This is a genomic window from Ruminococcus sp. YE282, assembly GCA_900101355.1.
GTDB lineage: Bacteria > Bacillota > Clostridia > Oscillospirales > Acutalibacteraceae > Ruminococcoides > Ruminococcoides bromii_A.
The window spans coordinates 71,484-84,013 of sequence record FMUV01000001.1 but is presented as its reverse complement, the minus strand read 5'-3'; the positions used below and the strand labels follow the sequence as shown (position 1 = coordinate 84,013).

9 protein-coding genes and 2 pseudogenes are annotated in these 12,530 nt (G+C 40.0%); 6 read left to right on the top strand and 5 right to left on the bottom strand.

Annotated features, from left to right (window positions below; translation table 11 throughout):
• Positions 1-381: 381 nt before the first annotated feature.
• The 5 genes and pseudogenes from BLP46_RS00405 to ptsP all read left to right on the top strand — a co-directional run bounded on the left by BLP46_RS00405 (position 382) and on the right by ptsP (position 6,864).
• A complete protein-coding gene (locus BLP46_RS00405; protein WP_092973933.1) occupies positions 382-1,542 on the top strand; it encodes a collagen-like domain-containing protein in 1,161 nt (386 codons plus the stop codon).
• A gap of 313 nt (positions 1,543-1,855) precedes the next feature.
• The gene (gene pfkB, locus BLP46_RS00400; protein ID WP_092973930.1) at positions 1,856-2,767 is read left to right on the top strand and encodes a 1-phosphofructokinase; all 912 of its coding nucleotides are present in this window, start codon (positions 1,856-1,858) and stop codon (positions 2,765-2,767) included.
• Positions 2,768-2,771: 4 nt separating this feature from the next.
• Positions 2,772-4,741 (top strand): annotated as a pseudogene (locus BLP46_RS00395) (PTS fructose transporter subunit IIABC).
• 110 nt (positions 4,742-4,851) lie between these two features.
• The gene (locus BLP46_RS00390) at positions 4,852-5,115 is read left to right on the top strand and encodes an HPr family phosphocarrier protein (RefSeq protein ID WP_092973927.1); all 264 of its coding nucleotides are present in this window, start codon (positions 4,852-4,854) and stop codon (positions 5,113-5,115) included.
• 39 nt (positions 5,116-5,154) lie between these two features.
• Positions 5,155-6,864 (top strand): annotated as a pseudogene (ptsP, locus tag BLP46_RS00385) (phosphoenolpyruvate--protein phosphotransferase).
• Between the two features lie 300 nt (positions 6,865-7,164).
• Here the strand turns inward: ptsP and BLP46_RS00380 are convergent.
• From BLP46_RS00380 to BLP46_RS00365, 4 genes are all read right to left on the bottom strand, one after another.
• Positions 7,165-7,512 carry a type II toxin-antitoxin system PemK/MazF family toxin gene (locus BLP46_RS00380; RefSeq protein ID WP_092973924.1) on the bottom strand — a complete coding sequence of 116 codons (348 nt, stop codon included), beginning with the start codon at positions 7,510-7,512 and terminating at the stop codon, positions 7,165-7,167.
• A 269-nt stretch (positions 7,513-7,781) separates the two neighbouring features.
• Positions 7,782-8,306, bottom strand: coding sequence for a hypothetical protein (locus BLP46_RS00375; RefSeq protein ID WP_092973921.1), 525 nt, complete (start codon positions 8,304-8,306; stop codon positions 7,782-7,784).
• Between the two features lie 154 nt (positions 8,307-8,460).
• Complete coding sequence (locus BLP46_RS00370; RefSeq protein WP_318259382.1) at positions 8,461-9,078, bottom strand: biotin transporter BioY; 618 nt, start codon at positions 9,076-9,078, stop codon at positions 8,461-8,463.
• 85 nt (positions 9,079-9,163) lie between these two features.
• Entirely contained in the window at positions 9,164-10,723 is a 1,560-nt protein-coding gene (locus tag BLP46_RS00365; protein WP_092973918.1) for a hypothetical protein, read from the bottom strand.
• Between the two features lie 417 nt (positions 10,724-11,140).
• On the opposite strand from BLP46_RS00365, the gene BLP46_RS00360 reads away from it, so the two are divergent.
• Entirely contained in the window at positions 11,141-12,013 is an 873-nt protein-coding gene (locus BLP46_RS00360) for a CAP domain-containing protein (RefSeq protein ID WP_207645188.1), read from the top strand.
• Between the two features lie 163 nt (positions 12,014-12,176).
• Here BLP46_RS00360 and BLP46_RS00355 read toward each other — a convergent pair whose 3' ends face one another.
• Positions 12,177-12,404 carry an RDAC family protein gene (locus tag BLP46_RS00355; RefSeq protein ID WP_092973915.1) on the bottom strand — a complete coding sequence of 76 codons (228 nt, stop codon included), beginning with the start codon at positions 12,402-12,404 and terminating at the stop codon, positions 12,177-12,179.
• Positions 12,405-12,530: the final 126 nt, after the last annotated feature.

The window sequence follows — 12,530 nt, the reverse complement described above, 5'->3', positions numbered from 1 at the left end:
TGGTAAGTCGTTTATTAATTTTACTTGACAGTTTGTAAACTATAATCTTGAGTAAATACGTATCAAGTATTGCACACAAATGTTAAAATCAATCTCCGACTTTTATGTATATAAAATTGCAACCCAAATTAAAAACTTTGTCGATTTATCCTCCCTATTAGTTTCATTTTTTATTTTCCTGCATAAAATGATTATGCAGACATCTATATACAAAACCGAATTGTATTAATGGTTAAAAACGATTATAAAAATTCAAACAGAATATTTAAATAGGGAGATTTTAAAATGAATTGTTATGACCCAAATGATTATACGAAAACTAACAGACACTGTTGCTGAAACTCGGGCGAAAGCAACACATATGTAACTATACAGGGGCCTATGGGTCCTGAAGGTCCTAAAGGCGAGCAAGGACCGAGAGGCGAACAGGGACCTATGGGTCCAAGAGGAATTAAAGGCGAAACAGGATGTCAGGGTCCGGTTGGTCCTCGTGGACCGATGGGACCTATGGGATACCGCGGACCTCAGGGTGTCAGAGGCGAAGCAGGTCCTAAAGGCGATCCCGGTGTGATGGGAATACAAGGAATACAGGGAAATCCGGGACCGATAGGTCCTAAGGGCGATAGGGGTCCGATTGGCCCTAAGGGCGATGTTGGTCCTCGTGGTCCAATAGGGCCTAAAGGAGAACGCGGTGAGCAGGGTGCGCGCGGTCCTGCCGGAGAACAGGGTCCTGTCGGTGAACAAGGGTCGCAGGGTGAAACAGGTCCACAAGGTATACAAGGCGACTCGGGTTGTCCCGGTCCTCGGGGCGAAAAAGGAGATAAAGGTGATACCGGACCTCAAGGCGAGCAGGGTATCCAAGGCGTTCAGGACGAAAAGGGCGACATTGGACCACAAGGTGAGCAAGGCCCTAAAGGTGACAAAGGCGATATCGGTCCTCAGGGAGAAAAAGGAGATAAAGGTGACACCGGACCACAAGGAGAAAAAGGTGACATTGGCCCACAGGGAGAAAAAGGAGATAAAGGTGACATCGGACCTCAAGGCGAAAGGGGCGAAACAGGTCTGCAAGGTGAACAAGGAATACAGGGTATTCAAGGTGAAAAGGGCGATGTAGGACCACAGGGCGAACAGGGAGAAACGCCTGTAATTACAGTTGCCGAAAACACACCTCTCAGCTATAAGGTTAACTTTAAAACATCAACACAGAATATAACCACCCCAAACCTTATTGCACCGCTTACTGAATATCACATTAACCCTTCAGCAACCGGCAGTACACTTTCAATACCTCTTAAAAATTTGATATTGACTTATCAAAACACCTCAACCACTTCCTTAAGAATCAGCGTTGCTCCTAAAGATACAGCCACCCCGATTCTTACGGATATACGAAGAACAACCATTTATGGCGGCAGAACAATTGAAGTGCTGACTCTGGACAACAGAACCATTTCCTCACGTACAGTACTTGACGATCTTGTTTACAGTCAGTCGCAAGAAGAACACAGCATGAAAATACGCCAGCAGGACCCTACTACATAATTATGGTCCTTATGCGAAATACACTCGTTTATTTCAAACGGCGGCGCAAGAACTTCTGTTTGGATACAATGGAGCGAATATAACGTATATTACGATGTTCCGACAGAATATAACCACTTGATGAACTTATAAAATTTTTCAGAGCATAAAGGGGTTGGCTGATTTCATCGGTTAGCCCCTTATATTTATGACTGTTTTATAATTACGACAGATTAGTCTGTTAATAAATTAAAACACTTTACTTTGACAAATTGCATGTTATAATTTAAGTATATATTTATATACTTAATATTTGCTGTTGGGAGGGAAGCACTTGATTTATACCGTAACGCTCAATCCGTCAATTGACTGCATTGTAAATGTTGACAATCTTATATACGGTTCAACCAACCGTGCCGTTTCTCAAAGCTTTCATTTCGGCGGAAAAGGCATAAACGTTTCTGCCGTACTCTCTCAGCTTGGAATTAAAAGCGTTGCCCTGGGATTTATCGCAGGATTTACAGGCGATGCAATAAAAAGCGGAATCTCCGATAATAATATTACACCCGATTTTATCAAACTGAAAAACGGTTGTTCTCGAATAAATATAAAAATCAGTTCAAGCAAAGAAACCGAAATCAACGCTCCCGGACAAGCTCCCAATACAGAAGAGCTTAAAACTCTGATGCAAAAAATCAGCTTAATAAACGACGGTGATACTTTGGTACTTGCCGGAAGCGTTCCGAAAATGATGGATTATAACATCTATGCCGAAATACTTCGTACTGTTTCGGATAAAAACATCAGGACGGTTGTTGACGCCTCAAAGACACTTTTAACCAATACATTAAAATACAGACCGTTTTTGGTAAAACCAAACAAGCAGGAGCTTTCTGAAATTTTCAACGTAGAAATCAATGATAATTCTGAAATAGAAAAATACGCTTTAAAACTCCGTAATACGGGAGCGCAAAACGTACTTGTTTCGCTGGGAAAAGACGGAGCTATTCTGGTTGACGAATACGGCAACATACACACGCAAGGAATTGTTGAAGGAAAAACAAAATTCACTGTCGGCGCAGGAGATTCAATGGTAGCGGGATTTTTGGCAGGATATGAAAAAACTGCCGATTACAAATATGCGCTCGACCTTGCAAGTGCCTGCGGAATAGCAACGGCTTTTTCAGATACGCTTGCAAAAGAAGAAGACATAAATTCTATTTTAAATAAACTGCAAAAGAGGTGAGTCTGTGCGAATTTCTGATTTACTCCAAATTGACGGCATTGCAATAGGCGTAAAAGTCGCCGATAAAGCAGAAGCAATTGACAGGCTCGTATCTTTGCACCGAACCTGCGGAAATTTAATTGATTCAGACAAATTTAAAAAGGAAATTTTAAAACGTGAAGAAATAGACCTTACAACCGTCGGAATGGAAATTGCTGTCCCCCACGCCAAGTGCTCGGCAGTAAAAGTACCTTCGCTTGCCGCCATAACCGTTCCCGACGGAGTTGACTTAGGCTCACCTGACGGCAAGCCATGCAAGCTGATATTTATGATTGCCGCAACAGAAGACGGCGACGAATACCTTAATGTGCTTTCAAGGCTCATGCAATTGCTTTTGGACGCCGAGTTTGTCAGCAGACTTAAACAGGCAAAAAGCGCAAGCGAATTTCTTAAAATAATTAATTCAAAAGAAGCCGAAAAATTTCCCGAAGATTTTGTAAATGAAAAAAAATCAAAAACAAAATACAGAGTGCTTGCCGTGACGGCGTGTCCAACGGGAATTGCACATACATATATGGCTGCTGCCGCTCTGAAAAAGGCGGCTAAGAGACTTGGGGTATCCATAAAAGTCGAAACCAACGGTGCAGGCGGAGTAAAGGATGCGCTTACTGCCGAAGAAATTTCACAATGTGACGGCATAATAGTGGCTGTTGACAAGAGCGTGGATGTTTCACGCTTTGACGGAAAGCCCGTTTGCTTTGCCCGAGTTATTGACGGAATTAATAAACCGGAAGAATTAATCACCTCAATTACAAGCAACTTAATGCCGTCGTTTTACTGTGACCAGGTAAGCCCTTCGTCAGCTTCACCTCCAAGCGAAACCTTTAGGCGAAGAATCTACAAACACCTTATGAACGGCGTATCACATATGCTTCCTTTTGTTGTTGCAGGAGGAATTTTCATTGCATTGGCATATCTCATAGATTTAATCGCAGGATATGCCGGTCTCTCAGGATTCGGAACTGTAAATGAAGTTGCAAAATGGTTCAAAACCATAGGTAATTTTGCTTTCAGCCTTATGCTTCCCGTACTTGCAGGATTCATTGCGGAATCCATTGCCGACCGACCCGGACTCCTTGTGGGATAGTCGGGGGTTTGCTGGCAACAAACGGCGCGTCGTTTTCAGACCCATCCGCTTCGCAAACACTTCCGTCGGGATTTTTAGGCGCATTGATTGCAGGTTTTGCGGCAGGATACATAATGAAGCTATTTGAAAGATTATGCTACAAACTGCCAAAATCCGTCAACGGTATCAAAACGGTTCTGCTGTACCCTATTGCAGGTCTTGCACTTGTCAGCTTGATAATGTGTGCTGTAAATCCAATAATGGGGTTTGTGAACCTTTGGATTAATGATGCACTGATATGGCTTGGCGAAAATGACCTTGGTATTCTTCTTGGGTGCATATTGGGAGGAATGATGTCGGTTGATATGGGCGGGCCGTTTAATAAAGCCGCATATGTCTTTGCTACCGGGGCACTCGTTACCGCAAATGAATTTTCCGACCCGGTTATAGCTTATAAAATTATGGCGTCGGTAATGGTCGGCAGAATGGTTCCTCCGCTTGCAATTGCACTTTCCACAACATTTTTCAAAAACAGATGGACAGAAACAGAGCGCAAAAACGGCGCAATTAACTATATATTCGGACTGTCATTTATAACCGAGGGTGCTATCCCCTACGCCGCAGTTCATCCGCTGCGAATTATCCCGTCATGTGTCGTTGGTTCGGCAATTGCTGGAGGGCTTTCGTGGATGTTTGGATGCACACTTTTTGCTCCGCACGGAGGAATCTTCGTTGTAGCCACAGTAAGCCATCCTCTTATGTATCTGCTTGCGCTTGCAACAGATTCAGTTATCTCAATGCTGTTGATTTCAATAATACGCAAGCCAAAATTTTTATGTGACAAAGATTCCGTAAAAAGTGAAGATTAATTATAAAAGATTTCCCCAATCACTCATTATGACAATAATAAACGATAAAACCTGTGCCGGCTTTGCCGATATGCACGTTTTATAATACTCAAAATAAGGAGAGATTCTTTATGGTATCAAAAAAACTCACACTCGTAAATCCGCAGGGCTTTCATATGCGCCCGGCTTCACTTTTTGCCTCTGCAATGGGCAAATATTCGAGCAAAGTTACTATCAAATTCAACGGCAACGAATACAACGGCAAAAGCCTTTTGAACATTATGGCAGCATGCATAAGATGCGGCAGTGAAATTGAGCTTGTTTGTGACGGAGCCGATGAATCAGAAGCACTTGCAGAAGCAACTCAGCTTATTGAAGGCGGACTTGGCGACTAAAAACCGATACACAAATGGTTCAAAAAGCAAGGTGAGGGTATGCTAAAAGTAACACCGGTATGTGAAGGAATAGGAATAGGTAAAATAATGATTGTTGAAAAACAATCTCTTGAATACACACCAAGTTTGGTAACTGACACTGATGCGGAATTGAAGCGGTTCAAAGCCGCAACCGAAAAATTTTATCGCAACAAGCTCAAACAAATTGCAACTTTAAAACGTTCGGCAGGCGAAAAAGAATCAAAAATTCTTGAAAGTCATATTCAAATGATTAAAGAGCCTTGTATGAGCAATGAATTTGAAACACTCATCAAAAAGGGGTTGTGCGCCGAAGCGGCAGTTGAAAAAGTCTGCAATATGTTTATTGAAATTTTTTCTGCTGCCAAAGATAAAATTATCAGACAACGAGTCGAAGATGTCAGAGACATCGGTTCCGAAATGCTCAGCATTTTGCTCGGCGTTGACAAAGTTGGCATCAGCAATGTTACCGAAAACACTGTACTTGTGGCAAAAGAACTTACTCCCTCAATGATAGCCCAAATCGGTGAACAAAAAATTGTAGGAATAGTAACCGAGAGCGGAGGAAAAACCTCACACTCGGCTATTCTTACAAGAGCATTGGGGATTCCGACCGTATTGTGTGTTGAGTACGCCGAAAAGTTGCTTAAACCGGGTACAACGGCAATTGTTGACGGAACAAACGGAATTGTAGTTTCAGCGCCGAACAGCGTAATGCTTAAAGATTACATTAACAGGCAGGCTGAATTTAACAATCAGCGAATACAACTTGAAAAATTCCGAGGACGTGCAACCGTGTCTGTCGACGGAACACAATACAAACTTTTGTGTAACATCGGTAATCCTGATGACGCACAAAAGGTTTTGGAATGTGACGGCGAGGGCGTTGGATTGTTTCGCACCGAGTTTTTATTTATGGAAAGCAAAGAACTGCCAACCGAAGAAGAACAATTTGAAGCATACAAAAGAGCTGCAGTTATCCTAAAATGAAAACCTTTGACTATCAGAACTCTTGACATTGGCGGAGACAAAAAGATTTCATATCTCAAAATACCGTCGGAAGAAAATCCGTTCATGGGATTTAGAGCGGTAAGGTACTGCCTTAAATACAAAGATATTTTTAAAAGCCAAATAAGGGCTATTCTCAGAGCGAGTACATTAGGCGATATCAGAATAATGTTTCCGTTCATTACATGTGTTGAAGAGCTAGGAGAGTGCAAGGCTGTTGTTGAAGAAGCAAAATCCGAACTGACACAGGAAAACATCAGTTTTGATAAGAATATCAAAATTGGAATTATGATTGAAACTGCGTCAGCGGCACTTATAGCCGATTTGCTTGCAAAGGAATCAGACTTTTTCAGCATCGGCACAAATGATTTGACAGGATATACAATGGCTTGCGACCGCAACAACGGAAACGTTTCATATCTCTATTCGGCACTTCAGCCAAGCGTTTTGAGATTGATAAAAAACATAATTGAAAGCGGCAAAAACAACTGCATACCTGTGGGTATGTGCGGAGTTGCCGTTGCCAATCCTCTTATGATTCCAATGCTTATCTCGTTTGGGTTGGATGAATTCAGCGTTTTCCCGTCAACCGTGCTAAAGGTCGGGAAGGAAATCTCGTCCTGGAGCAAATCAAAGGCAGACAAAATAGCGCAAAAAGTTATGAACCTTGCAACCGAAGCGGAGATTCGCAATTATCTTAACTGCGAACTCAGCAATGCTTGATAAAATTACAATACACAAACTTAGGGTCCGAAATCGGACCCTTTTGTTTTAGCTGAAAATAAAGTAACGTTAACCTATTTCTAAATATAAGTTTAAAAAAATTCTGTCTTCAAAATGTACATAAGTCATTTTTGAACAAGTCCGTAAAAAACGAACAATAGAAAAAGTCCCCCCTTTGATGCAGAATAAATATTTACCGGACTTGTTTAATATAAGGAGGGACTTTTGTATTTTACTTAAACTGCTTTGCCTCTTAAGAAGCTTTAAACATACAATAATTTTGTACTTATGTAGTACAAATTATGCGTTCAGTCCAAATGATATTGAAATTGCGTTGTCAATCTGATTCATAGCGTCCTCGTCAACTGTTCCCATTTTTTCTTTAAGTCTTTTTTTGTCAATTGTTCTCACCTGTTCAAGCAAAACCACGCTGTCTTTTGACAGCCCCGAGGTATCTGCCATAAGCGGAATATGAGTAGGAAGATTCGCCTTTGATTGCTGGCTGGTTATTGCGGCGGCAATAACGGTTGGGCTAAAACGATTGCCCACGTCGTTTTGCACAATCAGCACGGGTCTTATTCCGCCCTGTTCCGAACCGACAACAGGACTTAGGTCTGCATAGTAAATGTCTCCGCGGTGTATAGTCAAAGCTTTCACGCTCCAAATAATTAATCTACTGATATTTTTGCCTTTCCGGAAAAATTTATACAGCTATTACATATTATTTTTGGGCGTGGAATTTGTGAATTTCAATTCAAATCAGAGCTATCCCCTTCTCTGCTTGCAAGCCGTGCAAAGAAACGTTAACTCCTCAGGATTTCGGTGAGAAAGTATGGCTTAACTCTCACTGAAATTCCGAACAGAACCCGCCGTCTTAAAAACGGTGAACATATGAACTTATATTATGTGGTGCTGTCTTAGTTTTCAAGAGATTTCTGCTCAGAAAACCGTATGTAAAATTTTTCATTTTCAATTTTAGCTTCTGCGATATTACCGCTTTTATCCGCAGTTATGATGCAAATACCGTTGTCAATTTTTAAATTATAGCAACTGCTTTCGTCATTTTGAGTAGACAACTCGGCTCTTCCGTCAGAAACGCCTCTCAATATATTTTTTAACAGATTTGGAAAACTGCTGCTCGGCAAATACGCCTCATCTGCACTGCAAATCAGACTATCTCGTTTGAGCTCGGCTTCTCCGTCTTTGTAATTAACAGAAATACCTGCTATTGTATCGGGAGAGGTAATATTAATTCCAATTACTCCCTGCCTGTTAGAAACTACGCTTCCCTTAAGCTTCATATCATTGTATTCAGCACAAAAATCGGCTGAAAAATCAGTTACAAGGGATTTTTGTTTTTGAACACTGCTGCTTTGACAACCGCATAAAGTAAATAAAAACAAAAAAATAAAGACATATAATGCACTCAAAACTTTTTGCACAAAAGCACCTCCGGTTTTGATACATTATATGTCTTTTTACTCTCTATAATTCCGACAAACAGGCTGTCGGGTTATAAATGAAATTATTTATTTTTCTACTAAACCCCAATTGCCTAACCCCAATTTTCGCTTAAAGGTGGAAAACAGGTTTAAATCAAAGCAATCTTGCCTTTACAAGCGCCTTTCTTATGAGAATTGCAAGAATTGAAGCAATCACGCATTTAGCAATATCAACAACTATGAACACTGATGTAAGTGCCGTTATTGCAGTAATCAGGTCGGCATTTGCATATATCATATAAAAAGCAATACCCGGGATATATATGCAAGGTATTCCGACAAAAATTGAAATAAGAATAAACCTTACAATATTATCCTTTTTGCCTTTAAGCAGGCTTACAAGGAATGCGGCTATGATAAATCCGATAATAAATCCGCCTGTTGGCGAAAGAATTGTGCCAAAACCGCTTTTACCTCCCGAAAATACAGGAAGACCGACAACACCGAGCAGTGTGTATAAAACCTGAGCTATGAGTGCGTATACAGGCTTTAATATAAGTGCAACAAGCACAACCATAAGAACCTGCATTGTAAACGGAACGGGAATAAACGGCAGTGGTATGGATATGTATGCCGAAACACACAGAAGTGCAGCACAAACCGCTATTTGTGACATAGCAAGGATTGTGAGCTTCGGCTTTTTTGCAGCTAATTCAGACATAATGTCAACCTCTCTTTCGTTACCTGTTGACATTGTATCACTTTGCGTCAAGTTTGTCAACCTAATTTTCTAATTGGTTGACAACAGCAGTCCGAAATTAATCCCGAACTGCTGATTATTGGTTTTATATTCAGTTTTATTTTTCGCTGTTTGGTGCCAAACCATCTGATTCAGATGATTTTTCTTTAGCGTGACTTTTCTTTACGGAAACTATGACAATTATTAAAATTGCAATTAACACTGCCGTTGAAACAATGATTATTATTGTAAGCAAATTATTGTCAACACCATTATTGTCTTTATCAGCCGATGTAACCGATTCCGTTGCAATTTCAGAAACCTGAGTTTGCTGTTCAACGGTGGTTTCAGTATTTTCAGAATTATAAGGGGTATTGTTGCCGCTTACTTTCAAACCGTTTACAAACAGTTTATGACCGTTTAAGTAAATATTTGCGTTGGTGCTGTCCTCGTTTTCTAAAAAGTCAATATGACTGTCTGACGTTAACGAAACAACCGAATCCTTGGACAATTTAAGCGATACCTTTTTTGCTGAATCGGCATAGTCAATCGCTCCCTGAAACACGCTTTCATTGTCCAAATTAAAAACAAGTGTTGAAACATCATCAACAATCACATTTCCCTTGACATTTTGATTTGACATATTAAGGGTAACTCTGCCGCCGTTCGAGCCGTCCTCTCCCCATTTTCCCTTTTGAATACGCAAAAAATCTCCTGAGGTATTGACAATCGTATTATTTGTTAAATTAATTTCTGCGGCTGTATTTGTAACAAAAAATGTGTCACCTTTATTTGTTGTAATCTTACTGTCTTTTGCAGTAAATTTAGACGCTTCGGTATTTAAAACATCCGACCCTGACTTGTATAGAAAAATATTTTTGTAAGTTTCAGAATTTTCACTGAGGTTTGAGTTAGTATCGTTAAGGGTTACATTATCAAGAGTAATTGAGTTAGCTCCGTCAACAACGGCACCCTCGGAAGCTGTTGAAGTCAGTATCGCATTATTAACACTTATGTTTGCGGTTGAATAAATTGCAGGTGAATTTGTGCCGCTCGTAGAATATGTTCCGCCGTTTACCGTCAACATTCCTCCGCCTTTTCCGCCTTTGATTGCGGCAGATGAATTGCCCGTTGTGCTGACCGTAGCGTTTTTTACAGACATTGCTCCGCCGTCGGCAACCATAACGCCACCCGAATAATCGCCTGATGTGCCAATGGTAGTATCAGAAAGATTAACCGTGCCGTTTTTGTAGGCGAAAACCGCATTTGCATACTTTCCGTTTGTGCTGACAGAACCGTCATTCAAATTTAAAATCGCACCGTTATATGTAAGCACCGCAGAATTTGTTCCGAAGAAATCGGCATTTTTATCGTCGCCGTCACCGGTTTTATTGACGGTGGCATTAGTTATTGTTGAAGTACCCCCGCTTATAAGCAAAGCATTCTCTGATTCGGATATACTTGTATAATTTTGAGATGAGTTTTCTGTATCCTTTGAAATTACAAATAACCCTTTATAGTTGGGTACAGGCTCGGTAGCAATTGTACTTTGCGTGGGATTCTCTTCTGTGGTATCGGGTGGAGTTGCGGCATTTGCCGTAAACAAAGAGAAAAACACAAACGCAAAAAGGAAAAATACCGTAATTACCTTTTTGCCATTGTATAATAGTTTTCTCATAATACTTCACCTCTTTGATTCTCTTTTATTAGTATAAAGCCTTAACCCGTAAAAATCAACAAAATAATAAATCTCGCATGCAAATATTACAAAATTTTATTTTAAATTGAAGCAACGCTGTCTTTGATAGCAAAAAAAAAGCCAAGGAGAATCAGCTCATCAGGTGTTTAGTCAAAGATTATAACTCTGCTGAAATTTTGATATTATACCCACCGCCTTAGTGTCTAAAATTCGGTTATATGCTCGGCAACAAACAATACATATTTTTACACGTTTAATAGTATTTGACATATCAATCAAATAATGCAATATAACCCATTATTTGTGTGTTGATATTGCACAATCAATCTGTATAATAGATTTTGAAAGCCAACGAGCAAACAGCTTTCAAACAAATTATTTCAGGAGGTTTTTCAAATGAAAAAAATGTTTAAAATTTCTGCTCTCACACTAAGCGCTGTGCTCATCGCATCAAGCGCAACAATTTCTGCAAGTGCAACAGATATCAATCTTGCAAACGTACAGTCAATTTACGGCAACTCAAATTATGCTGCGCTTGTCTCAGATGACTGTTCGGCACTAAACTCAATTGACTTAAAAAGCCTTATTGAGAAATGCGGAACCGATACATCAGATGTTCAGGCGATTATAAACAAAGGAACATGCAATGCGGATGACATTAAGAACCTTGTTTCAAAGGGAATTTATTCCGAAGATGACCTAAAATCGCTAATTGAAAAATGCGGAATTTTGCCTGACAATAATCAGTGCATAACAGGCGGCAACACGGACGAAAAAACACCACAGCCAACTCAGCCTACCACAACACCGCAACCTACACAACCGACAACCCAGCCTGTTACAGAACCGACAGTTCCTGAAACGACAGAACCTAACGAAGGAAACACAAGTGAGGTCTCAAGCTATGAAAAGCAGGTAGTTGAACTTGTTAACAAAGAAAGAGCATCAAAAGGACTTTCTCCGCTTACATTAAACACAGAGCTGTCAAGGGTTGCAAGAATCAAATCGGAAGATATGCGTGACAACGGATACTTTAGTCACAACTCACCAACATACGGTTCGCCGTTTGATATGATGAAAAGCTTTGGCATAAGCTATCGCACTGCCGGCGAAAATATTGCAATGGGACAGCAAAGCCCGGAAGCCGTTGTAACGGCATGGATGAATTCTGACGGACACCGTGCAAACATCCTTAATGCAAACTTTACGCAAATCGGCGTTGGTTACGCAGCTAACGGTAACTATTGGACACAGATGTTTATCGGATAATATTTTAACCTAATTAATAAGACTGCCGCTGAATCACTGATTTGGCGGCAGCCTTATTTTGTTACATTGCAACTTTTGCCGTAAAAAGATAACTAAAAAATTACAAATTTAGGATTTTAAAATCAAACCTGAAATTTATTATACATACAAATTTAATCGAAGCTTACGGTTTTTCAAGATGAAAATTCATATTATCCTCTGCAAAAACAACAGTTACTCCCTGCTTTTCAAAGTAATTTACAATAAACTTCTGAAGCTCGGCATTTGGCGTTTCAAGGTTAAAATACTGTCCACCGCAGGCGTCGTGAAAATGAATTTTATCCGTAAATTTTTCATTTGCCGCACGTTTTAAATCAAGAACCTTATCATATGTTATTGAATATATTTTCATATCTTTATTCTCCTTGATTATTGGATTGTTATCAAATTCTATTATTGATATTCTGATTTTTATTATACTCTTATTTTTGATTCTTTGACACAGTCAAGTGATTTTTTTACTTCATCATATTTTGTT

What these genes read in the sequence shown, in the direction of transcription:
- BLP46_RS00405 (WP_092973933.1), top strand. Translation starts at nt 382, where the DNA reads ATGGGTCCTGAAGGTCCTAAAGGCGAGCAAGGACCGAGAGGCGAACAG.
- BLP46_RS00390 (WP_092973927.1), top strand. Translation starts at nt 4,852, where the DNA reads ATGGTATCAAAAAAACTCACACTCGTAAATCCGCAGGGCTTTCATATG.
- BLP46_RS00365 (WP_092973918.1), bottom strand. Translation starts at nt 10,723, where the DNA reads ATGAGAAAACTATTATACAATGGCAAAAAGGTAATTACGGTATTTTTC.
- BLP46_RS00360 (WP_207645188.1), top strand. Translation starts at nt 11,141, where the DNA reads ATGAAAAAAATGTTTAAAATTTCTGCTCTCACACTAAGCGCTGTGCTC.
- BLP46_RS00355 (WP_092973915.1), bottom strand. Translation starts at nt 12,404, where the DNA reads ATGAAAATATATTCAATAACATATGATAAGGTTCTTGATTTAAAACGT.